Source organism: Paenibacillus sp. FSL H3-0310, from assembly GCF_038002785.1.
In the GTDB taxonomy this organism is placed as follows: Bacteria; Bacillota; Bacilli; order Paenibacillales; family Paenibacillaceae; genus Paenibacillus_AQ; species Paenibacillus_AQ odorifer.
Genome location: NZ_JBBODC010000002.1, coordinates 827,114 through 851,536 on the forward strand (window position 1 = coordinate 827,114; position 24,423 = coordinate 851,536).

General features: G+C 43.0%; 19 protein-coding genes. 11 read left to right on the forward strand and 8 right to left on the reverse strand.

Going from position 1 to position 24,423, the window contains the following annotated elements:
- Positions 1 to 106: 106 nt before the first annotated feature.
- The 3 genes from MHH63_RS23035 to MHH63_RS23045 form a co-directional block, all read right to left on the reverse strand.
- Positions 107 to 2,488 carry a phosphoketolase family protein gene (locus tag MHH63_RS23035; protein ID WP_341172144.1) on the reverse strand — a complete coding sequence of 794 codons (2,382 nt, stop codon included), beginning with the start codon at positions 2,486 to 2,488 and terminating at the stop codon, positions 107 to 109.
- A gap of 293 nt (positions 2,489 to 2,781) precedes the next feature.
- Positions 2,782 to 3,504: a GntR family transcriptional regulator gene (locus MHH63_RS23040; protein ID WP_076206068.1), complete on the reverse strand. Its 723-nt coding sequence runs from the start codon at positions 3,502 to 3,504 to the stop codon at positions 2,782 to 2,784.
- Between the two features lie 87 nt (positions 3,505 to 3,591).
- Complete coding sequence (locus MHH63_RS23045; RefSeq protein WP_036687195.1) at positions 3,592 to 3,780, reverse strand: hypothetical protein; 189 nt, start codon at positions 3,778 to 3,780, stop codon at positions 3,592 to 3,594.
- Between the two features lie 311 nt (positions 3,781 to 4,091).
- Here MHH63_RS23045 and guaD point away from each other — a divergent pair, with 311 nt between their 5' ends.
- The 5 genes from guaD to MHH63_RS23070 all read left to right on the forward strand — a co-directional run bounded on the left by guaD (position 4,092) and on the right by MHH63_RS23070 (position 10,091).
- Positions 4,092 to 5,456 (forward strand): guanine deaminase, encoded by a 1,365-nt coding sequence (gene guaD, locus MHH63_RS23050; protein ID WP_340393199.1) that lies wholly within the window; start codon positions 4,092 to 4,094, stop codon positions 5,454 to 5,456.
- Positions 5,457 to 5,494: 38 nt separating this feature from the next.
- Entirely contained in the window at positions 5,495 to 6,847 is a 1,353-nt protein-coding gene (locus tag MHH63_RS23055) for a uracil-xanthine permease family protein (protein ID WP_076192601.1), read from the forward strand.
- A gap of 328 nt (positions 6,848 to 7,175) precedes the next feature.
- On the forward strand, positions 7,176 to 7,496 hold the full coding sequence (locus MHH63_RS23060; protein ID WP_076279933.1) for an ArsR/SmtB family transcription factor: 321 nt from the start codon (positions 7,176 to 7,178) through the stop codon (positions 7,494 to 7,496).
- Positions 7,497 to 7,590: 94 nt separating this feature from the next.
- The gene (locus MHH63_RS23065; protein ID WP_076187048.1) at positions 7,591 to 8,670 is read left to right on the forward strand and encodes a saccharopine dehydrogenase; all 1,080 of its coding nucleotides are present in this window, start codon (positions 7,591 to 7,593) and stop codon (positions 8,668 to 8,670) included.
- Positions 8,671 to 8,939: 269 nt separating this feature from the next.
- Positions 8,940 to 10,091 (forward strand): glycosyltransferase, encoded by a 1,152-nt coding sequence (locus MHH63_RS23070; protein ID WP_340978063.1) that lies wholly within the window; start codon positions 8,940 to 8,942, stop codon positions 10,089 to 10,091.
- A 48-nt stretch (positions 10,092 to 10,139) separates the two neighbouring features.
- On the opposite strand, the gene MHH63_RS23075 is transcribed toward MHH63_RS23070, so the two are convergent.
- Positions 10,140 to 10,481, reverse strand: coding sequence for a nitrous oxide-stimulated promoter family protein (locus tag MHH63_RS23075; RefSeq protein WP_076126918.1), 342 nt, complete (start codon positions 10,479 to 10,481; stop codon positions 10,140 to 10,142).
- A gap of 203 nt (positions 10,482 to 10,684) precedes the next feature.
- Here MHH63_RS23075 and MHH63_RS23080 point away from each other — a divergent pair, with 203 nt between their 5' ends.
- The 3 genes from MHH63_RS23080 to MHH63_RS23090 all read left to right on the forward strand — a co-directional run bounded on the left by MHH63_RS23080 (position 10,685) and on the right by MHH63_RS23090 (position 14,369).
- Positions 10,685 to 11,167 carry an RNA polymerase sigma factor gene (locus MHH63_RS23080; protein ID WP_341172145.1) on the forward strand — a complete coding sequence of 161 codons (483 nt, stop codon included), beginning with the start codon at positions 10,685 to 10,687 and terminating at the stop codon, positions 11,165 to 11,167.
- Positions 11,164 to 11,772 carry a zf-HC2 domain-containing protein gene (locus tag MHH63_RS23085; RefSeq protein ID WP_076126916.1) on the forward strand — a complete coding sequence of 203 codons (609 nt, stop codon included), beginning with the start codon at positions 11,164 to 11,166 and terminating at the stop codon, positions 11,770 to 11,772. Before MHH63_RS23080 ends, MHH63_RS23085 begins: the two co-directional genes overlap by 4 nt.
- A gap of 215 nt (positions 11,773 to 11,987) precedes the next feature.
- Positions 11,988 to 14,369, forward strand: coding sequence for a GH36-type glycosyl hydrolase domain-containing protein (locus tag MHH63_RS23090; protein WP_341172146.1), 2,382 nt, complete (start codon positions 11,988 to 11,990; stop codon positions 14,367 to 14,369).
- Positions 14,370 to 14,583: 214 nt separating this feature from the next.
- Here MHH63_RS23090 and MHH63_RS23095 read toward each other — a convergent pair whose 3' ends face one another.
- From MHH63_RS23095 to MHH63_RS23105, 3 genes are read right to left on the reverse strand one after another with little or no spacing between them, the layout of a single operon-like run.
- The gene (locus MHH63_RS23095; RefSeq protein WP_341172147.1) at positions 14,584 to 17,169 is read right to left on the reverse strand and encodes a metallophosphoesterase; all 2,586 of its coding nucleotides are present in this window, start codon (positions 17,167 to 17,169) and stop codon (positions 14,584 to 14,586) included.
- 3 nt (positions 17,170 to 17,172) lie between these two features.
- Positions 17,173 to 18,438: a class I SAM-dependent methyltransferase gene (locus MHH63_RS23100; protein WP_341172148.1), complete on the reverse strand. Its 1,266-nt coding sequence runs from the start codon at positions 18,436 to 18,438 to the stop codon at positions 17,173 to 17,175.
- A 25-nt stretch (positions 18,439 to 18,463) separates the two neighbouring features.
- Positions 18,464 to 19,255 (reverse strand): nucleotidyltransferase domain-containing protein, encoded by a 792-nt coding sequence (locus tag MHH63_RS23105; RefSeq protein ID WP_341172149.1) that lies wholly within the window; start codon positions 19,253 to 19,255, stop codon positions 18,464 to 18,466.
- A 229-nt stretch (positions 19,256 to 19,484) separates the two neighbouring features.
- Between MHH63_RS23105 and MHH63_RS23110 the strand changes: the two genes are divergently transcribed.
- The 3 genes from MHH63_RS23110 (at position 19,485) to MHH63_RS23120 (ending at position 21,965) form a co-directional block, all read left to right on the forward strand.
- Positions 19,485 to 20,798, forward strand: coding sequence for a helix-turn-helix transcriptional regulator (locus MHH63_RS23110; protein ID WP_076192616.1), 1,314 nt, complete (start codon positions 19,485 to 19,487; stop codon positions 20,796 to 20,798).
- Complete coding sequence (locus MHH63_RS23115; protein ID WP_076303214.1) at positions 20,785 to 21,582, forward strand: WYL domain-containing protein; 798 nt, start codon at positions 20,785 to 20,787, stop codon at positions 21,580 to 21,582. The genes MHH63_RS23110 and MHH63_RS23115 overlap by 14 nt, the downstream gene beginning before the upstream one ends.
- 161 nt (positions 21,583 to 21,743) lie before the next feature.
- A complete protein-coding gene (locus MHH63_RS23120; protein ID WP_076126905.1) occupies positions 21,744 to 21,965 on the forward strand; it encodes a helix-turn-helix domain-containing protein in 222 nt (73 codons plus the stop codon).
- Positions 21,966 to 22,108: 143 nt separating this feature from the next.
- Here MHH63_RS23120 and MHH63_RS23125 read toward each other — a convergent pair whose 3' ends face one another.
- Positions 22,109 to 24,244, reverse strand: coding sequence for a pectate lyase family protein (locus MHH63_RS23125; RefSeq protein WP_341172150.1), 2,136 nt, complete (start codon positions 24,242 to 24,244; stop codon positions 22,109 to 22,111).
- Between the last annotated feature and the right edge of the window lie 179 nt (positions 24,245 to 24,423).

Consider the following 24,423-nt stretch of genomic DNA (forward strand, 5'->3'; position numbering starts at 1 on the left):
AAGATGAAAAAATGATTATAATTGTTTTGTATGGTTATTTAAACAAGTAAAAAGACACCTCTAAAGGTGTCTTTTTGTATTACTTCCTATGGTACTGGCTATACGCTTATTTCAAAGCTTTCCATACCCAGTTCTCTACTTCTGGCAAATCAATACCCTCTTCACGAATGAATTGGTGATGTTTCTTAACGATAGCATCCATTTCATCTGCGATCGCTTTATAGTCGTTAGCATTAGGTAAGCTCAGAACAGCTTCCTTCGCCAAGTCAAAGCGGTCCATTTGATTCAATACGCGCATATCGAATGGTGTTGTGATATCGCCATTCTCGCGGTATCCGTGTACGTGCAGGTTATGGTTATGGCGATCAAAGAACAAGTCTTTAATCAGACCTTCATATCCATGGAAAGCGAAGATAACTGGTTTATCTTTTGTGAAAAATTGATCAAACTCTTCGTCAGATAAGCCACGCGGATCTAATTTTTGACTTCTCAGTTTCAACAAGTCTACCACGTTGATATATCTAATTTTAAGGTTCGGCAGTTTTTCATGCAGGATAGAGATAGCAGCCAAGCTTTCGATAGTTGGTTCTGTACCTGCAGAAGCAAAGACAACATCAGGCTCTCCACCTTGATCGGTGCTTGCCCAGTCAATAATCTTCAGTCCTTTATCCACCAGCTCTTGTGCTTCATCCGCACTGAACCATTGTGGACGAGGATGTTTGGAAGAAACAATCAAGTTAATTTTTTGACGGTCATTTAAGACGGTGTCAAAGACAGCCAGCAAGGAGTTGGCATCAGCCGGCAAATACTCACGGATAAATTCTGGTTTTTTATCAGCCAAGTGACCTAGCAAACCTGGATCTTGGTGAGTGTAACCATTGTGGTCTTGTTGGAATACAGTTGAAGTTGCTACCACATTCAATGATGGAATATCAGCACGCCAGCTTTGATCTGTTGCTTTACGCAGCCATTTGAAATGCTGAGTAATCATCGAATCCACGACACGCAAGAAAGCTTCATAGCTTGCAAAGAAACCATGGCGACCTGTCAATACGTAACCTTCAAGCAAACCTTCTGCCTGATGTTCAGACAATTGGGAATCGATAACACGGCCATAAGAAGCTAGGAATTCGTCATTCGGTTCAATCACTTGATCCAACCATTGACGTTTCGTTACTTCAAAGACAGGTCCCAGACGGTTGGACATTGTTTCATCCGGTCCGAAAATTCTGAAATTGCGGTTCTCTTCGTTCATAGAGATAACATCTTTCATGTATTTACCCAGAACGGCCATATCTTGTGCTATTACTTCACCTGGTTTGGAATTATCAAGTGCGAACTTACGGAAATTCGGTAAGTTTAGATCTTTAATTTGGTTGCCAGCATTAGTAACTGGGTTCATTCCCATACGTCTGTCGCCAGTTGGCAGAATCTCAGCAAGTTCAGCGTTCAGACGACCATTGTCATCAAATAATTCTTCTGGTCTATAGCTGTTCATCCACTCCAATAACGCCGGAGCATGCTTCATATTTTTTTGATCCACTGGAATCGGCACCTGATGGGCACGGAAAGAGTTCTCATTCGGAACACCATCCCATTGCTTTGGACCCGTCCAGCCCTTAGGAGAACGGAAGACCAACATTGGCCAAACCGGACGCGTCAGGTCATTGTTGTCACGTGCATTCTTTTGAATCGCTTCAATTCTTTCAACGATGGTATCAAGTACCTTAGCCATTTCCGGATGCATTAGATCAGGATTTTCGCCTTCAACGAAGAACGGTTCCCAACCCATACCTTTAAAGTATGCAGTAATTTCTTCTTTGGATTGACGAGACAGAATCGTTGGGTTACTGATTTTGAAACCATTTAAGTGCAAGATCGGCAGAACTGCACCATCAGTAACTGGATTGATGAACCGGTTGGAGAACCATGAAGCCGCTAATGGGCCAGTTTCAGCCTCTCCATCACCAATAACAACCGCGGAGATCAAATCTGGATTATCCAGAATTGCACCTACACCATGGGATAGAGAATAACCTAATTCGCCACCTTCGTGGATCGATCCAGGTGTTTCAGGGGCAGCATGGGAAGCAACTCCACCTGGGAAAGAGAATTGTTTGAACAATTTCTTCAGGCCTGGGATATCTTGTGTGATTTCCGGATAAATTTCAGTATAGCTACCATCGAGATAGGAGTTCGAAACCATGACCTGACCGCCATGACCAGGGCCCTCGATGTAGAACATATTCAAATCATATTTAGTAATGACCCGATTCAAATGGGCATAAATAAAGTTCTGGCCTGGAATAGTTCCCCAGTGTCCAATGGGCTTAATCTTTACGTCTGCTTCTTTCAGCGGTTCTCTTAACAACGGATTATCTTTCAAATACAGTTGACCTACAGAGATGTAGTTAGTTGCGCGCCAGTATGCATCAAGCTTCTCTAAATAAGTTTTTGATGAGTAATCAACATCCATGGATAATACCATTTCTTCCACTCCCCAAAATTTTTTCTGTGTCTACATTGCCGTAATTTCTTCCACAAGTACATCATACCGCCGCCAAAAATTAATTCAACCTTTTCAACAAATGATACGGTCCAATTTTGTGAAAATATGAACATAGTATGAAAAACAGTGTCAATTGTCTGTAAAAATACGTCAATATTAATATATATGTAAAAATATGGACTGAAGTTTGCGGGGGTATTTGCTACTTGTCCTTCATCTATTTTGCGCAAAATAAAAAAAATAAGACCGAGAAAAATTCCCCAGTCTTACTTTTAATGAACGGACACAAAGGTATTAAATTTTAAGTATTTATAGTGGAAGCGCATATGGGAGAATTCAAATGGCGTGCCATTATCTAAAAAGAAAATCCCTTCCATAATGCTTACTGGCTCATTCGCCTGCAAATGCAGCAGCTCTTGATCCGTAGCCTCAGAGGGTTCTGCGGATATCGATAAAAAGGATTTGGTTACCGCCAGATTTCGTGAATCCTCCAAATAATTAAAGATAGATCCTTCAATAATGGTCTGATTTAAATTCTGTACAATTTTGATTGGGATATAACCTGTTTCAATCATAAAGGGTTCATCATCAAAAAGACGCAAGCGAACGATTTTGTATACAAAATCATGTGGGCCTAGAAACAGATCCCGTTGCAGATCTTCCGTTGGTGGAATGACCTCGAATTTCAAAACTTTAATCTTTGGCTTCTTCCCATTCATTTGAAAATTGTCGGTGACACCTAAATTAGAGCCTTCGTAGTTAAAAATAGATTCATTTTTTATGTATAAAGGATTTATAAATGTCCCTGAGCCACGCTTTTTAAAAATAATGCCGGCATTTGCCATTTTAGTCAGAGCACTTTTAATAGAACTACGACTCACTTGATAAGTTTCACTAAGCGTTCGTTCATCCGGTAATTTCATATCGGGAAACTGCCCAGCAAAAATTTTCATTTTTAAGTCATCAATAATTTGTTTGTAGACAAACTGTGTCATGAAGTACTCCTTTTCAGGTCGATACAAGTTTTATTTCAATCTTTACTATAACATAATAACCAGACGTTTATAATCTATCCGGCCAGCTTATTTACGTCGGCGATTTGTCATGCGATTGTACATCACTAAACCGGCAATGACCATGCCCAGCGTCCCCATACTACTTGCTGATTCAGCCTGCATACCAAACAAAATACATAGGTTAGTGACCAAGCTTTTTGTAAGTACAGCAACAATAATTAACATCAACGGGCGCCAAATGTTGTATCTTCTCATCCAGGCAACACTCCTAATCCAATTTTCTCAAACTATTGATCGATTTCATCTATTATATCACAAGATAGTAACCGCATTCATTTCCTATAACCGTAAAGAAATCGAAGCCGATCAGCATTTTTTACTTCACTCTATCTTTTTCTGTATTCTAGCCTAGCGAACGTGACGTCTATGTGTCATATTCGCTTTCAATTCTTCAGCTCCTCCTATCCGTCAATTACGCCTTTATTCGACTTTTGGTCTGGACTTATCCTTTTTCACGGATTATAATAACGAATGCACACCAAAAGACGAACATTAAGGCGGAAATTATGAGAAATTATATGCAAATATTCCTAGGCACTTCATTTTCTAGCCTATCCCCAAAAGAAATACAAATTTTAAAGGATCATCTCTTCTGTATCAATTCGGATGGGATGATAGAAATGATCGTTGCACCGGATCACCCCGACTATCAACCCTTGCTTGATGCTTATCAAGGTCAGGACAATTTTCATGTATTAGCCGAAGGCCAGTATTTTTTGCCCGGCTTTATCGATCTGCATGTCCACGCGCCACAATGGGCTCAATCTGGAACTGCATTAGATATCCCGCTCTATGATTGGCTAAATACTTATACCTTCCCACTGGAGTCTAAATTCTCGGACCTGGCTTTTGCAAAAAAAGTCTACGATGACGTGGTTGGCACTTTGCTCGCAAACGGAACCACTACAGCACTTTATTTTGCAACGGTGCATAAAGAGGCCAGTCTATTATTGGCTAAAATATGTGCGGAAAAAGGACAACGTGGACTCGTTGGAAAAGTGGTTATGGACGATCCACAGGGAAATCCTGAGAATTACCGTGACTCCGACACCCACACCGCACTAGTGGATACGGAAGAATTTATACTAGCTGTACAAGAACTCGCTAAATCTACTAAACAAGGCGTTTATCCAGTAGTGACACCAAGGTTCATTCCAAGCTGCACTAATGAGGCTTTACAAGGCTTGGGAGAACTAGCCGCTAAATATGATACGTATGTTCAATCGCACTGTAGTGAAAGTGATTGGGCACATGGTTATGTGCAAGAACGGTTCCAGAAGAACGATGCTTTTGCCTTGCATGATTTTGGTCTGCTCAGTGATAAATCTGTCATGGCACATTGTAATTTTTTAGATGAAGATGATGTGAATTTGTTTGCAGAGACAGGAACAGCTATTGCGCATTGTCCGATATCCAACGCGTATTTTGCCAATAGTGTCATTCCGATCGCTGACTTCCATGCCAAAGGCGTTGAGATTGGTTTAGGCTCTGATATTTCCGGAGGTTTTTCACCTAGTCTCTTCGACAACATTAGACAAGCCGTAATGTCTTCAAGAATGCTGGAGGATGGTGTGAATCCCTCACTTTCTGCACAAAACCGCGGAGTACCGGGATCACGAATTACGATCCATGAATCCTTTTATCTTGCTACCGCTGGCGGCGGAGAAAGCTTAAGCTTACCTATCGGCCGGTTACTAGAAGGTTATGCATGGGATGTTCAAATAATCGATACGAAAGTACCCTCGGCGAAATTGCCCGTCTTTGATGAGAGTGAAGATTTGCAAGATATTTTTCAAAAGATAATGTACCTGGCTAGACCTGAAAATATCCGTGAAGTCTGGGTACAGGGTGAAAAAGTTCATTCGCGTTAAAGATTAATTAAACTAGAAAACTTAAGGTGGGCATCGGAGTGAAAACACAAGCAAACGTACAAGAGCAAGCACATTTAGAATCACAGCTACTAACTGTTCTACCCGATGAAAAAGTTTCATTTAGTAAATCCGTCATTCTCGGCTTTCAACATGTATTGGCTATGGATGTCTATGTAGTGCCATTCCTTATTGCGATGTTAATCGGCTTACAGCCCAATCAGTCCAGCGCGTTAATCCAATCCACCTTTATTGCCGCAGGACTTGCAACGATTGTGCAAACCTATTTCTGTATGAAGCTGCCTATCGCTCAAGGTCCTTCTTATGTTCCGCTAGGTGCGATCGTCAGTATTTATGCGGCTAGTGGTGGCGGGGAGCTCGGTTGGAGCTCCGTGTTAGGTGCCAGCTTAATCGGGGCTATCCTGGTTATTATTTTGGGTTATGCGGGGATTTTTAATAAAATCGTTAAAAACTTTATCCCGCCTATCGTAGGTGGCACAATCATTTTCATTGTAGGTCTATCTTTATTGCCTGTTGCGATCAGAGATAATATCTACGGAGCCTCCGGGGCTTCAATTAATCAAAATGTATTATTAGCCCTTATTTCAGGTGCTACACTGCTTATTTTTGTGGTTCTCGGTACTTTGTTCCGTAATAAAGGATCTGTCTTCCGAATTCTTTCCGTAATGATGGCGTTAGTAGTCGGATGTATTTCCGCTAATATTATGGGCGTTTTAGATTTCTCAGCGATAAGTAGTGCCAAGTGGTTTAGCATGCCGCGGATCGCTTTTGTTGATTTCGGCTTTTCCTTCAACTTTTCAGCTATTATCACCATGGTTATTATTTATATCGTGCTGCTGGCTGAAACAACAGGCACATGGTTTGCGGTCAGCAATGTAATCAATAAACCTTTGACAGACAAAAATATTAACCGCGGCGTAATTGGAGAAGGAATTGGCTGTCTTATTGCTTCTGTGCTCGGTTCGACTCCTGTTACAGGTTATTCAACTAATGCAGGGATCATCTCCATTACAGGTGTTGCCAGCCGCCGGGTTTTTCTCGCTGTAGGAGGATGGTTTGTCCTCTTTGGTTGTTCCGGTAAACTCGCCGCTTTGATCTCTTCCATTCCATCCGCTGTAATCGGCGGCGTCTTCGCCATCATCTGCGGCATCATCGCAATTAATGGTGTGCAAGTAATGAAGAATGTAACCATCGGCGAAAAAGAAATGTACATTATTGCCTTACCTATGATCATCACCTTGGCGTTGGTACTCATTCCTGGTGACTACTTGAACTCTTTACCTACATTCGTGCAGTATTTATTAGGCTCACCTATCCTAGCTGCTTCATTGGCAGCAATATTATTGAATAAATTATTACCTAGTGGAAAATAGAACATAAAAAGGAGCAGCCTCTTATTGATCCTTTTTTATCCCCGCGAATAAGCCGAGCTTTGTATGCTACCTTCTGGAATTCCTTAAACAAAAGACACCCATCGAGGTGTCTTTTGTTTAAGGACATGATTATTTTTTACTTGAGTTCATCCATAAAACCGCCTTACCATATGACCTCACAATTTTAATACAAATATCCATATGTCCCTTGATTATATTTAATAAACTAGGATTCCTCCAAAATAACGGAGACTATCAACGCATTGAATTATTCCCTGAAATATATTATGATACGTTTAAACAATTAAACATTATAACGGAGGGAGTTATGAACGAATCTAGTAGTAATCAGAAGGCGATTCATATTTTCGAGAATTTAAGCCCCTATTTCCAAGGCTTGGGGGATCCTATTCGTCAGCAAATCATTGCATTGCTGATCGACAAAGAGAGTATGAATGTGAGCCAAATTGCAGAGCATATCCCCATGTCCCGGCCTACAGTCTCTCATCATCTGAAAATATTACGGCAAGCAGGGCTGCTTAAGGTTCAGAAGAAGGGCACGGAAATGTTCTACAGACTTGAGTTTGACGAAGCGATAGCGCTTATGAAACAACTTGTCCATTTCGTTGAAGAGGAATGCCAGTGCTAATGCCATTAACCTGACTAGCACTTGTCATTCCTATTTTTTTAAGCAATACGTTAAATAACTTAAACATATAAACATTTAAACGGAGGTTGCAGATATGCATAGGAAAAAGGTACTTATTGTAGGAGGATACGGTGCCGTCGGCAGACAAATTGCTCAAATATTACACGATCGACATCCCGATCTCGAGATTATATTGGGAGGAAGGTCACCGCAAAAAGCAGCACCTTTTGAGTCCACACGGGTACAAACAGTCGTAGTTGATAATAATGCGGATGATCCACTGCTTTATGCAGGCGATAATGTATCGCTAATCATCAATTCCGTCAACGATCTGCAGGATCGGCTACTTATGTCTGCAGTTAGAAGAAAAATCCCACTGATCGATCTTACTCGCTGGACAGAGATATTCCAACAATCAATCACAAAGTTAGAAAAAGCAGACCTCTATGCTCCTATCGTGCTTTCTTCGGGATGGATGGCGGGAACTGCTTCGCTGTTCGCCATGCTGCACTCGGCCACGCTTCAAAACGTCGCCGTTGATATTCACGCATTGTACTCTCTACGTGACAAAGCAGGACCCGACTCCGCGGCGTACATGGATCGTATGACCATTCCATTCCATATTACAGAACGGGGGGGAAAACGTCTTGTATTTCCAATGACTGACCCCATCAAAGTCCAATTTCCAGATGGATATACAGCAAAATGCTATCGGCTTGACACCCCAGATCATGTCACCTTGCCAACAGCTGAGCATATCGACTCCGCCAGCTTCCGCATCTCCTTCGACAGCAAAGCCTCCACCTCCATCCTTGTCGGACTAGTTAACAGCGGAATATGGAAGATGATCAGCGGGGACCGATTCCGTTCGCTTAGACGAAGACTGCTCTACAATCCTGGTACTGGCAGCGCACATCATATCCTTATTCATCTAAAGGGCCTGGATCATAATGGGCACTGGGTTGAACGGACAATAGCGATTTCTGACCCGCTTGGTCAGACTCATCTTACCGCTTTGGGAGCTGCTGTCCAAGCAGAAAAGCTATTGCGGATATCAAAGGAAGAACCATTGGTCCCAGGCATTTATTATCCAGAAGATCTACCTGATGAACGGATGGACATCTCTGAAATCACCAACTTTTTTAAACAATATGGGGTTCTTATATCTCACTAATAGCACTTCACATATACCGAGCATTCTGTCTACTACAATTAAGCGCACAGACAGTAAAGAACCCGCTAATATAGCGGGTTCTTTACAATAGAGATGAGACGGAGCTAGGTAAGTTCACAAAAAGATAAAATCTTTGATTCGTGCTAAACCCTGTCCCCTGCCTATTTCCACCCTTAAAGGCGTTTGACTAGACCAGGCTAAAGTCCCTGAATATATTGTTATTATTTATCCTATTCAAGGGCTTTTATTAAATGGTGGGGGTGATCATTCTGGCTATCCGTTACAGCATCATAATTCCAACCTATAACCGACTTCAGCAGCTGCTACTTACACTCACTTCATTCGAGACACAGACCTATCCGAAGGATCGGTTCGAGGTAATCATCGCAGATGACGGTTCTACAGATGGTACTAAGGAAATGGTCGAAAGCTTTCAAACTTCTTATCCGCTTATTTATGTCGCTCAGCAGGAACAACGCGGCCGTTCTGCCGTAAGAAATTTGGGGCTGAGTCAGGCAAAAGGGAAATACGTCATCTTCTGCGATGCTGATTTTCTGGTATTCCCTGAATTCATTAGGATCGTAAACCAGTATCACCGTAAATATCCTAAGTCGATAATTTCAGGTATTCCACACTCATGGGATGACGCTTATACCCACTACTACCCAGACTTTTCTCCTGAAGAAAAAGAACATTGCCGTAATACACTTTCGCCTTCTAACTTATGGAATCCTGACTTCGAATCAGCGACTGAAATCATCCCAATAATCACACCCAATGATATCCTTCAGCAGACGGAGACGTTATCAAAAGTCACCTTTGCCTCAAGAGTTCCTCCAAATACTAAAAAGCAATTTGCCAGCACAGATGTAGCCCCTTGGATGTTACTCGTCACACGTTGTGTGTCCATAAGACGCAGCCAATTAACTCGGGCTGGAGGTTTTAATGAACAGTTTATCCTCTATGGACTCGAAGATTGGGATCTTGGGTATCGACTGCATCGATTAAAAATCCCTTTTCACAGCATCAAAGAAGTTGTCGGCGTTCACCAAGAACATCCAACCCACTTCAGAGGAAATCTCATAAATATTGAGAATCTAAAAATCATGTTCAAAAGCTACGGGTTCAATGACTCCTCCCTAAATCTGTTCGCCCTTGTTCCTCCAAACGAAGACCTGGAGAAATACAAACATACTATACGGGTCTTGCGCAGAGGATACCGAACGAAGTCAACACGTTCATCAGCAATATTAATGAGAAGGACGTTACGGATTGCCGCCAAACAGCTCTATGAACCCAATGATACCGCCGTATACCAAGAGTCGTTAAGACGGATAAGTGTAAAAGTAAAGAGAAGAAAAAGCCGGGTTGCCCGTGTTTTGCGAGAGATTTTGGTGAAGGCTGAAAAGCTGGGAGAATAATACCTAAAAATACATTAAACCGGGCATCAAATGATGTCCGGTTTTTACTTATTTTCTCAATTTATTAGGTAGCGGAATATGCCTAATCGACTCAATGGGGTGATAGAGCAGCATCCACGGACCAGAAAAACGCATAACCCCTTTAATTCTTTGGCGATAATCCGGTTTGTAACAATGAACAGGACATTTGGCACAAGCTGTTTTCTCTTCACCAAACTTACAATAGGCTAACCTCTTCAGCGCATACTCGTTTAATTCCTGACATTCCTCACAAAAGCCTTTATGATGATGTTTTTTCTTACAATATATACGAATCATTTTGGTAACAAGCTCTTGTTCTTTTAGAATTTTAGGACCCTCATTTAACTGCCGGTTTACCTTTGTTATCATATATGAACCCCCTTGTAACTTGTACAATAAGATCTCATGTAATTATAAAGGGTAAACCAACTGTGAAACTAGCCTTAACGCTAAACCTCCTTAATTCCCTCACATACCGGGGTTGAAAGCGATTATTATAAATCAAATTTATTTTTAAAAAACTTGTAACGTTTATAGCTTTTTACGGATATATAACTTGAGGAGGTGAATGGATGCAGGACAACGAGCAATTATACAGGGAATATTCAACCCAAGTATATAAATTCGTATTTAGCTTTTGTCATAATCACTTGCTGGCAGAAGAAATCACCCAAGAAACTTTTTATAGAGCTATAAAATCGATAGATAAATACGATGGAACCTGCAAAGTATACGTTTGGCTTTGTCAAATTGCTAAACATGTGTGGTATCAGGAGCTGGACAAGCAGCGCAAGCGGAAGTCTGAGGAATTAGAAGACGCTCCTTTGGCTAACGCAAATTCAACAGAATCCCAGTTCATTTTTGCTCAGGACAAAATGGATTTATTTAAACAACTTCATTTACTTGATCCAAACACCAAAGAAGTATTATATCTGCGTTTGACCGGAGAATTCAGTTTTTGGGAAATTGGCGAAATTCTTGGCAGAGATGAGACCTGGGCAAGAGTTACCTTTTACCGTGGAAAACAAAAATTAATGAAAGGAAGATCTTCATGAAATGCGAGATCATTCAGGATTTATTACCTTCCTATATTGAAAAGCTAACCTCTGTACATAGTAACGAAGAAATCGAAAAACACCTGCAATCCTGTGAAAGCTGCCTTCAATCCTATAATGAAATGACCGCCACAGCAAATCTAAGTGTGCCTATTATTGATAAAGAGGAAGTTAACAAACTCAATTATTTTAAAAAAGTGAAAAAAAAGAATATAAAAACTCTCATTTTTTCCGTCTTATCGGTACTCATACTGGCTACAGCCCTTATTGGACTTTTTGTTATCGGTTTCCCTGTATCCTCTAAAGATGTAGTCATAGATTATCAGAAGACAAAGGATCGTTTGGAAGTTCATCTAACTTTGGAAAATGGCAAGGACCTCGTGTTCTCAGGAAAAACCAAATTTATCCGCGATGAGAATAATAATGTAATCGGTTCTGAAACTAGGTATACGCCTAGAGGTTTACTTCATAATCCCTTTGATGATGTAGGCAAAAAAGTTATGTTGGGGACGGAGATTCATACCGATCTAGATTTTCCAAACAAGTTTATTCTTGAATTCAAAGATAAAACTATGACGTTTGTTAATGGTGTTTTAGTGGAGTAGACATTGCCGCTAAAATAAAAAAAGACACCTTTTAAGGTGTCTTTCGCTTTACACCCTACTAAAAAAGTTAGCATTTTTGTTCGTTTTTTCGCTAAAATATAGGGTTATCGATTTACTAAAAGTATCTTATAATAAAATTACACATGGATATTTCACCTCTTTGTGAACGCGCGTTTATAGATCGGCCCATTAACCACTTAATAGGAGGAATGGTCATGCAATATGGTTATTTTGATGGAAAAAACAAGGAATACCTCATTACCAAGCCGAATACGCCTGCCCCTTGGGCGAATTACCTCGGCTCGCCGGAATACGGTGCAATCATCTCAGGTAACGCAGGCGGCTATAGCTTTGTAAAGTCTGGCGCAAATGGGCGGCATATCCGCTACCACTTCAACTCTAAGGACGAGCCCGGACGCTATATTTACGTGAGAGATTTGGAGAACGGGGATTATTGGTCCGGCTCTTGGCAGCCAGTGGGTAAAGATCTGGAGCAATATAAGTCGGTATGCCATCATGGAACCGGATACACGAACATTGTCTCGGACTACGATAACATCCATACAGAATCATTATATTATGTACCACTGAACAAAACCTATGAGGTGTGGCGCATGAAGGTGCGCAATGATGGCTCCAAAGCACGCAAGCTGGCTCTCTTCGGATTTGTTGAATTAACCAACAATAACAACTATGAGCAGGATACTGTCAACCTTCAGTACACTCTGTTTATTTCACGGACCTACTATAAAAATAATATGATCCTTCAAGTCATCAATGAAAACACCCCCGAAGAACAAACCTGGAGATTCTTCGGGGCTGCAGGTGCAGAAGTTACCGCTTATGACGGTGACCGGGATACGTTCCTAGGCGATTACCGCAGTTATGGCAATCCGGCCTCTGTTGAGAACGGCCAATGCTCCAATTCATTAAACTACAATACTAACTCCTGCGGGGCCCTGCAGATTAACGTAGATTTACAGCCGGGAGAAGAGAAAGAAATCGTATTTCTACTGGGACAGTATGATGAGAAAGGCGCTTCCGAGATTCTCAGCCATTATAAGGACTTGTCCGTGGTAAATAAAGAACTCGAAGAGTTAAAAGCATTCTGGCACAGCAAGCTTAACCGCTTCCAGGTCCAGACACCAAGCGATAACCTGAACAACATGATCAACACTTGGAATGCATATCAATGCTTTATCACTTTCATCTGGTCACGTGCAGCCTCCTTCCAATACTCCGGTCTTCGTAATGGACTCGGATATCGGGATACCGTGCAGGATATTCAAGGCATCATTCATCTGGATCATGAGATGGCCCTTGAACGTCTAAGACTGATGATATCCGCCCAGGTTTCCAACGGCGGTGGACTTCCGTTGGTGAAATTTGACCACAACCCTGGACATGAGGGCACACCGGATGATCCAGAATACGTGCGGGAAACCGGTCACCCCCATTATCGGGCTGATGACGCTTTATGGCTGTTCCCCACCGTCATTAAATACTTGAATGAAAGTGGCAACTGGGATTTCACAGATGAAATAATCCCTTATTCGGATAAAGGCGAGGGCACAGTGTACGAGCATTTGCGCCAGGCACTTCAGTTCAGTCTGGATCGTATGGGCGCACACGGCATGCCAGTTGGGCTTCATGCCGACTGGAACGATTGCCTACGGCTTGGAGCCAAGGGTGAGTCGTTGTTCGTCGCATTCCAGCTGTATATGGCATTCAAGGTATTCATGGAAATCGCACAAAATAAGAACAAGCCTGAAGATATTCAATGGGCGCAGGGCCTGCTTGATGAGCTGGACGATAACATTCAAAAACACGCTTGGGAGAACGATCAATTCGTCCGCGGATTTACCGAAGACAACTATACCATCGGCTCCTGGGAAAATGATGAAGCCAAGATCTGGCTCAATCCGCAAAGCTGGGCCGTATTAAGCGGTGCAGCCCGCCCGGATCAGGCGAAGCTCGCCATGGACAAAGTGTATGAGAATCTGCGGACCGATTACGGCACTATGTTATTCTACCCTCCGTTCCGTGAATACGGTTTGCCAGTAGCGTTGATGGCTCTTTTCAACGCCTCAACTAAGGAAAACGGCGGCATCTTCAGCCAGCCGCAGGGATGGCTCATTCTGGCGGAAACCATGATCGGCAACGGTGAGCGCGCGTTCGAATACTTCCTGAATTGCAGTCCGGCCAGCATGAACGATAAGGCTGAAATCCGTAAACTCGAGCCTTATGTACATGGCCAGTTTGTCGAGTCCAAGGACAGCCCATATCAAGGCCGGGCGCATGTCCACTGGCTGACCGGCACCGCTTCAACCGTGATGGTCTCCTTGGTGGAAGGCATTATGGGGGTTCAACCGCAATTTGATGGCCTTCGCCTCAACCCGTGTGTTCCTTCCGACTGGACAGACTTTTCCATGGTCCGGGAATTCCGTGGGAAGAAGCTGAACATCCAGGTGGAGAACAAGAAGGGTGTACAAAAAGGGGTTACCCATATCGTTATTAACGGTGAAGAAATTCAAGGCAACCTGATCCCAGTGGCCAAAATGGCGCCAGAAAACAACGTGCTCGTTATTATGGGTTAAGGCGTATTTATGAGGAATAGATAGGAGGACGGACCCGATAAGGTGCGTCCTCCTGTTTTTACAATTAGAACGAGGTTTGTACACTTGCCTTCCGGCTCTATGACCGCGATTGAGCTGGATACAATTGACGAAAAAAAGACTGCCGGGACCTTCCCGACAGCCTGAACTCATTCTCATAATTGGCAAACCAAGTTTCTTCGCCTGTAACAATCCTCTACAACCTCGGGTCGATCTCTTTCTCTTTCGTTACCTCGAATAACAGGTTTGCTGCAATTTGCTTGTAGTCCTCGTTGTCAGACGAGATCTCATCCAGCTTCACTTCTAGCATTTGTCTGCCCAGCCGGTGTTCGATTAAGGACGTCCGAAGCTTAGGAGCGATATTCTTCTGTTTCATCAGCTTGGCATACTTATGTGGAAACTTGTAGTCGTACCCGTAGATGATCGACAGGTAGCCCGGATTGCGGACCTTCATGTATGGGACTACCCCCTGCTGTTCTTGCTCCGGTTTGATTACAATTCCCTCCATATGTTTCTCTACCGTTATCTTTGCGAAATACTCCTCTGCTCTGATGTAGGCATCAGGCTCTTTCAAGTCCAAAACCAGAGATTCATCATCATTTAAGAACCTGTATAATTCGGAGGTTTTACCGTCAGGTACCCGTTCAGCACCATTCTCCAGTACTTCCTTCAGGATTGCAAAAGGTTTGTACGCTAATTCTGCATCACCCGCATACAACTCCAGTTGCTGCTTGTATACTCTGTAAGCTTCCTCACGCTGGTCAAGATCCACATACGATTCTCTTATGTCACGGACATACTTAAAAGTCTGATAAACATGAGACCCATAGTTGTTGTTAAGCGCCTCTTTCGACATATGGTGCTGGTCTTGTTCAAACCCGCTTGCTTCAAAATCCTGTATCAGTTTACCCAGTGACTCCTCAAATCCATATTGTCTTAAGAAATCCAGCTCTGTCTCCAGCGCCTTGCTAATCGGCCGGAACTGACGCTCAATTAACCCATCCCCCAGCGCTTTCCAAGGCAGCAGCTCGCCATCCAGTAAAAGCACACGGATCCCCTGCTCAGCCATATAGGTTCCGAATCTATGCAGCAGTTGTTCGTAGATAGGCGTCAGATCGACCGCCTTAACCTTGTAGCCGTTCCGGCTAATTGCGTAACACTGCTCTATATCCCGGTAAAGGTACACACTACAGCGTGATCCCATATATTTAGGCTGCAGGACGACTTCAGATATACGACGCTCGGCAAAATAATCCAACCCTTTTCGCAGAGACTCAAGCTCACCGGCAGCCATATCCTTATCCGCAGGTGACATCGTCCCGGAGATGAAGTTGACCCGGTTCTGCGAGGAATACTGCAGTCTGCGCACAGACTCGTAATCAAGCTCTAACAAGGATACGGTTTGCTTTTCCCGGAACAGGATAGGTAGCTCTTCGTGCACCGTAGTCACATGCGATTTTTGACTTTTATAGAAAGGTTTAAACGACATGCGAACAGAAGTTAGTTCATTACCCTGCGCACTCCCTGTGTCGAGGTGGAGTTTGTTTTTGATCCGAAAAGTCTGCTTGGCTGCAATATGTCCGAAGAGATGAAAGGGGTGATTACTCACAGCCTCTTGCTTTAGGAAATCAAGCTGTTCCTCAAAGGAAACCTCACGATCCAGCCGAAAGTTACGCTGATGGCGTAGTGAATTCGTATCCAGCTTACCAATGTACTTATTACGGCAAGGAGCATGAGTAACATAAAAAGAAGGACCTTGCATACCTATATAGCGGTAAAAGGGCTGAGATTGCTCCACTAAAGCCGAAAATTTACTAAAAAGCGCGGTATCCTCCTTAAGCACTTGGGTGGAATCAAAGTACGTTCTTAGCAGTTCCGGATCGGTTCCTTGAATCTCACCCTTTACGTACTTGTATACAAAGTTCTCGTGATTGCCCATAACAAATAGGAAATGCTCGCGGTTATCAAATAAGAACTCAATCGTCTCCCGTGTCTTTTTGCCCTTATCAATCCAGTCACCAGCAAGAATGACTCGTGTGTTACTGAGCTTATCTGTTGCACTTAACTTACCTTCGTGCACCCTGTAGCCGTAATTACGTAATAGTCCCTGAAGCTCTTCGACGCACTCATGAACATCCCCAACCACAATATACTCTTGTGCTTGTAGAAGTACCGTAGATGTGTAAGTATCCCAATCCTGTATAATCACCCGGTAGTCCGGGTTAGGTATCCCTTCACCCTCGAGAATAAAATCTTTAGCACGCACTTTATGAATCTTGTTGTAACCTTCCCGTGACAGAACAGGCAGGACTTCTTTTCTCAGCCGGTTTAAATGATTGGAGATCAGCTTCTTCGAGCGCTCCGAGACGTAGTAATCCTCCCGTTTACGGTAATCAAACAGAATAACCTCCAGATTATAATTATTTTGCCCGGCGATCTCACGGACTTTACTACGGTAATCTTCGGATAGCCCAATGGTATCCATCACCACAAACTCCGCATTAATCGGAAAAGAAGTGACTAACTTCAATCTCTCAAACAATAATTGAAAGGTATGCGAACTCGCCTCCAGCATAACCTGATCATACTTATCATAGTCGTAGCCCAATATCTCCTGGCGGATACTATCCGAGGATAAATACTGCACATTCGTACGTAACCCTTTAGAAGCATCCTCTAGTTTTAACTGCGGGATCAGAACTTCTTTAGCAAAAGTTGATTTCCCGCATTCCGTTGCTCCTACAAGCAGAAATATGGTATGTACACGTGTTTGAATTTCCACTGTCTACTCCTCCTTTCTTCGCACAATAGCGCATTGCGTCGTACGGATCTCGCCAACCCGGTCACCAACCATCAAATATTCAACCTCGACTGCTAAACCTTGAACCGTATCCAAAACCCATTGCCCGAACGCTTCCTGTCCCATTTCCCACTTGTGATCTTCATGCCGGAATCCTTCCAGCTCATAGTAACGATTGAAATCAGCATTCGGTGTCGTCACAATAAGCTGTTGAAAATTCACATTACCGATTATTTGCTGAATAAGCTCTGCCGCTTCACCCTCACTCATGTGCTCTACAACTTCTGTTAGAATCACATCAACCTGCTCCCCATTGTACGACTCCAGAAAATGGTCCAGTGAGCCAAAGGTTGCAATGTTATCAATGTCCTTAGCTTTCGCTTTCCGATTCACAACCTCCAGCAACGCCTCGGCTATATCTACCGCATAATAGGTGCTCTCTATTTTTCCGGCAAACGGAATTGCATAGAAACCTTCTCCGCAGCCGATGTCCAGAATCGGCTTATTGAATGGAAGCACACTCGAAATAAAAGTACGCCGCTGCATCGCAGTACCGCCATACTCCAGCCCAATAGAATACTGGTCTGTTTGTTCGATGGAGGCTTTATATCGCTTGAACCGTTCCTTAGAGGTAAGGAAATTCCTTGCAAATAGACTTCTTATATAAAAAGGTGCATCAATGACGTTAAGGCTGCGGATATATTTATCCAAAATAGCATCCGAAATATCTATGTACTCATCCCCAAATATGGATAAGAACAAGGACAGCACACCAACAACATGTAAGAGGTGATACAAGCTTTTATGTGTGGTAATCGTCAGGGAATAGCTCTTATGTGCCTGATGCTGCAAGGAGAAGGTATAGCCCTTTAAATGCTTTTGGAAAAATTCAATATAGTGTATCCGCTCAACCTGAACCATATTGATGAAAAAAGAATGCTCATATCCTTCCGCATCCCGTTCATCCTGGGATTTAAAGGGTGTAGAGAAAAACTCATTGACCGCATTAAGCGGAAATAGAGGTGTGTTAAACCGGGAGACATTTAGATACTCAAAGCTCTCGCTTCCATTCTGCTTGTAGGATATATCGTTATCTGCGTCCTTAAAATAAACGTTATAAGTTGCCTCATCAGAATACCATCCATACGCCACTCCCTGACGAACCGGACGAAGCTGCATACCTGTCACTGGATTTTTTTTAATTAAAAAAGTAAATTTTGGATTCGTAGATTTCAGTTGTACAATAGCCACTACCATCTTCCTCCTATCAATCTTTCTATAGGGCCCGTCCCCATACTTCCTGTAAAGCTTCTCGAAATAGAGCATCCAGCTGATGATCTTTGTTGTTCTCCTTAGCATTCAAGGACGCCGCCACCTTATCCAACACTTGGAACTGTTCTTCTAAATAATCGTTAATCGCGGTTAGCTGCGGCTCGTAGTCTAGTTCCTCACCGGATTTTTTTCGTGCCAGCAATTGCTGAATCACCTGCCACAGCTCTTCATCCTGCGGAATAAGCCGCTCTACCAGTACATCGAACTCCATCGGCGGCATCTCTCCATATCGGTGAGTCCATTCACAGGCTAGAACGGGACGAAGTACATAAAAGTACTTTTTGATCTTGACCTGTTCGCCTTGCAAATAATCACGGTAGTTCCCTCTTGCCATGTTTAAGTAATGGTACATACAAGACTTCGGCGAAAATGTGTACGGGGAGATGCTTCTAAGCTTCTCTGCTGTACTGTACTTTTCTGCATATTGAATGGGTGATTGCAGCCACTCCAGCAGCGGTGGATTAGACTTCTGAAATAAATTCAGTGCTTTCCGCAAATCCCAGCCATTGATATCAAGCATATTGTTAATAGGACGCTCGATCACATCCCGCTTATCAAAAATAGATAGATACCATTCCGGTTTATGCAGATAAATAAATCTCACATCATAATCGCTGTCCTGCGATGGGAATCCCCACGCCCGGCTACCTGATTCGCAGGCATACAATATTGTAACTTGCTCCTCCTGTTCAATCTGTTCCAGCTGCTCACGGATAAGCTTGTTTATAGGATCCATCTTCATCCCTCCAGATCGGTTACTTCCCTATTCTCTACCCTTGTTACTATTCGAACGCCTCATCAGAATTGCTTTGGCTTCATGGATCTATCTTCGCTCATCTTCCCTGTAACGAACAGGGCGGAAGTATGGCGGCGGCCAAAAACACTTCCATTTTATTCAACTCTGGTGCTTAATATAATGAGTACTACTATTTCTTATGGATTCGCTACAGGCTGGAGGGATACAAATGGCCCGGGAAAGTTTTGACAAGGAGATTCAATTTCTTCGCATGCTCTCTTTAGCGGGGGGAGCTTACAGCAGACAACAATTCGCCGATCGTCTCGGCATTTCTGTACATACCTATGACAAAACGCTGCGCAACCTGAAGGGCATGGTGACCGTCTTACAACAGGATCTGCCTACAGAACAAGGAACAGAACTCTCTGAGTGGCTCCGCTATAACTACTATGAATCTGCCGACCCGCTGCTCCTGTTCTTGTTCCGGGCGAAGTCGCTTAAGGAAACGGAGAGCATCCGGCTTACTCTACTATTAACTGCGCTCCAGACTCAGGAGCTAACGGCTAAAGATCTACAGGATGTGTGCAGTGAGCAAATGCCAACCGATTATCCAATGCCCGATGAGAAAACCATCCGTGGAGATCTGAAATACCTTGAGGAAGTTGGCGTTATTCTTCGTGTAAACGAAGGTCGGCCTTATCGATACAAGGCTGCTAACGATCTGATTGATCAATTATCCGGCGATCAGCTCTTGGATCTTTACGACTATGTTGATGTCATCGCCAACACGCAGACTCCGTCTGTGCAAGGTTACCTGCTGCGCGACACCTTAAAAAAGGTCCTGCGGAAGCGGGGTTATACCCTCGAAGCTACGGAAACCCATAGATACAAATATAATTATCATTCACGTATTCTTGATGAGGCACACCTATATACGATATTTGCAGCCATTCAGCAGCGAAAAAAAATCAAGTTTCTATATCTATCCCCTAAAAAGGGCAAAAACTACGCCTCTCAGAATACCAATCCTCTCTTTGAGCGGGAAACAAGGGGCGTCACAGAAACTGTTCTTCCGCTCCGCGTCATCTATGACCATCAATATGGGCGCTGGTATTTAATCGGACATAATTCACGTATGGGCATCATGAAATTCCGAATGGAGGGCCTCACTCAAATTGAGGAGGGCGACACTGTGGAAGAAGCAGAGTTTGCTCAGAAACTCAGCAATCTGGAAGAACAGATGACAACCAGCTGGGTTATAGATACCACCCGTGCAATTAAAGTGGTGGCGAGATTTTATAACCCCAATCGCCCAGGTGTTAATTTTATTCGGGAACGGGTTGAAGCGCAGGGACAGTGGGGAGAAATTACGGAAGAGTCCGATTCTACATTCCTTTATGAGATCATAGTGAATGGTATTTATGAAATTAAGCCGTGGTTACGAAGCTTTGGCTCGAGCTGCGAGGTATTAGAACCCCCTTGGCTGCGTAAGCAATTTATCGCGGAGTGGAAGGAGATTCACAGCTATTATGAATCCATTTGAGAAAATATTTAACTTCCAAATCATTTCACGCCTCGACGAAGTGGGTTCATTAGCGCTGACCTCTCAGGAACGTTCCTGGCTGAAAACCATGTTAATGCACCCGGCCTCAGAAGCAGCTTTTACACTGGATACCTTAAGTAAATTGAACGCCATATTGGAGGCAGAAGCGTCCACAGAAGTGCAGGGAATTATTATGGAGAAAGCTAAAAGCAAAGAGCGGCAGGTCTATCATCCAATGCTTCGTACACTCCGCCGTATAATCATGCAGAATCAGGCGATCCTTATTACTTTCCATATTAAGCATGGAGGCCAACGAACTGACCAAACCGGGTTCCCTCATAAGCTGGAATACAACATGTATAAGCGGGAGTGGTATCTGCAATGGTACAGCACCCGGCAACGTTCTCTTATGTCCACTAAACTAAAAAACATTATTTCTGTTGAAGTAGCTCCCTTCCCTGCCAAACGGATTAATGATTTAAAAGCAAGGATAATACGATTATTAGAGGATCAGAAGGAATGTGCATGTATTCAAGTCATCCCCACCTTTAATGCTGAGCTATCACGAATTCTGTACGCCTTTTCCTGTTTTGATAAATCCGTGTCCTTTGATGAAAATTCGGGTATCTATCGAATCAAAGTCATCTACATGAGAGACGATAGCGAATTCCTATTGTCCAAAATCCGTTTTCTTGGCCTCCGCGTAAAAATCGTCGAGGGTGAGCATCTTAAGCGGCGCATGCTGAAATCCGCAGCTATGGCGATTGACCGGTATGGGGAATAACCGAGAATTAGTATAAGCTGGTCAACTATCCTGAAGCGCTGAAACGTGCTTATATAGTAAAGCAGCTTTCTTAAAAACTGAGAGGTTTATTCTCATGAAAAGAAAAGCCGTCTTATGCATATAGTGAAGATGAAAACTCAGAGTTAGTGAGGGGATTAGAAGTGGGAAAGAGAGTTATAGTAAAAATATCAGAATTGACCAAAAAACATAAGATTTCCCTACGAGAATTGTCCAGAATATCCGATGTCCGACATGCCGCATTAAGTGAGTTAGCTAATGGAAAAAGGGAGAATATTAACTTTAGTCATATAGGCAAAATTGCAGAAGCTTTAAATATTGAGGATATTCGTGAGATTATTGATTTGGTTGATGATAAAGATTAATCAAATCAACACAAAATTAATAGTTTTTGAATCGATAATAACTCAAGTAATAAGATCATAAGAAAAAGCAAAGAAAAGCGCCCCCTACAGGTCGCTTTTCTGCTTTTCTGATACTCCGTATTAAAGTAGAGGCAGCCATTCCCCTATTCCAGCTTCATATAGTATAGATTCGCCGTACTATCTTTTGTAATGGTATGTGCACCTGCGGCAAGAGAGACAGTGGCAATGCCATTGGTTATAGGATAACTTGTTCCATCCACTTTGATTTTCGTTCCCTCTGTGTTGAACACTAGGGTTAGCGTTGAAGCTTTAGCAGCAGTGAATTGAATGCTGGTAACACTCTCTATTTTTAGACATTGGGTTAGGGTTAAACCCTGATAGGCCACAGTTCCCTTACTTGTTGAGAGATTGCCTTGAATATTGAAGAAGCTGCTTGTTGTTCCATCCGTAGTAAAGTTGTGAACGTTTGCTCCCGCTGTCGGCACTGGCGTTGTCGTCGGTGCTGGAGTCGCTGTTGGAGCTGGGGTCGCTGTTGGCACAGGAGTTACTGTTGGCGTAGGTGTTACTGATGGAGTCGGAGTCGGGTTCGTTGGGTTTGAATTCCCCCCTACAGAGACAAGTCCCGTTGTGTAGCTTCTGATTGCAGACATCAGCGCTGTATTAAGCGCATACGAAACGTCATCCACTGAATCATTAAATTCCCATGTGAAGTCTCCGCCATTCAGACGGCCGGCTTTTGCCATAACAATCTGTTCAACATTGCTTACGTTATCAATATTAGATACGTTCACTCCTGTATTTACGCTCGTGTCGAAGTTGTTATAGGCTGTTCCGCCTTTTAATGCTTTGTATGAGCTTGGGACGGTTTCATTTCTTGACGAAGCTAAGTAAGCATCAAATGAGGTAACATTAGTAGGAGCTGTCCCTGTGTTTGAATTCGCATAGATGAGACTTGAAGCCTCTACAATAAGATTGTTATAGGCTTTAATCACACCTCCATTTTCGCCTGAGAACGTGCCCTCCCCTAAAGCATCTGTACCTTGTAAGGAGATCATCATTGGAAACTTAGCATGTCTAAAATAATTAGATTCTACAAAAGCTGAAGCACCTGTAGTAACACCCACACCGTATTTGGAGATACCATCGAAAAAGTTGTTATAGATATGGACGGATGCCACTCTAATCCGCGGATGACGGGAGTCCGAATGGTCAAACCAGTTGTGGTGGAAGGTAACAAAAAATTCAGCCGGCTCACTCAAACCAACTAACGAAGATTTTCCGGAATCCCAGTAATGGTTGTAAGAGATTGTAATATAGTTGGATCCATTTTTAAGGTCTGTGGAACCGTCGCCCTTGGCTTGGTCTGCATCGCCTCCAGCAGCTCCATAAAAAATATCATTATTATGCACCCAGACATTCATATTGCCAGAATCCATTGAAATGCCATCGTCGGGGAATAACATTACACCCAGGTTTCTTACTTCCACATTACCTACATATCTTAGAAGCATTCCCCATCCGTATGCGTAAGCATCATTTCCGATACCTTCAATAGTAATATTCATTTCCGAATAATTGTTTTTACCTTTGACTTCAAGATACCCACTGCTGTTAAGCTGTCCACTCAGATCAGCAGCTGTAACTTTTCCGATAATTCGAATCGCAAGTGGAGTTGTATCATAGCCTTTTTGTCTCAGTGCCAGAATACCGCCCAGGCCAACCCCTGTTTGTACAGCGCCGGAGCTGTTGATTTTCACACCAAGGGTTACGGTTTGCGCAGTCTGAGATGTTATATACAGCACTTGAGCACCATTCTTGAGGGTTCCATTCTCATTATAAGCCCCTGATCCCGTACCATATTGCGAGCTAGTCGAAAAAGCAAATCCTGAGCGGTCATATGACGTTACGGATAGCGGATTTGAAACCGCACTTACCGTCCCACCCCCTGACAAGGTAGCTTCAACTTTCATCACATAATTTCCGGCTGCAAGCCCTACAGCATCGGCTCTCCAGTAGGAAGGATATTTGCGGATTAACTCATTATTAATTTGTTGATACCCAGAATCCGCTGCACTTGCCAATTTAACATAAACGTTATACCCTGTCGCATTGCTTACAGGTGACCATTCCACATATGCCGTTTCATTCCAGCCTCCACTGCCTGTTACCGCAAGACCAGCAGCATGCACCACCGTATTTGTCCATCCACCTACTATTAAAGAAAGAGCAAGAGAAAACAACACAACAATACTGGTTACCTTTGCAACTCTTTTTTTCATTTTATTTCCTCCCGATTTTAATTTGTTGCAGATATCATTGTAACCGCTTGCAAAAAATGAAGTTTCTCTTTTCACCTCCTAAATATTTAGAAAGAGATCCTGCATCTAGCCCCTGTCCCCCTCCGAAAATAATACAAATTCTGGAACCAGAACACGTTCAACATATCAAAACTAAAAAA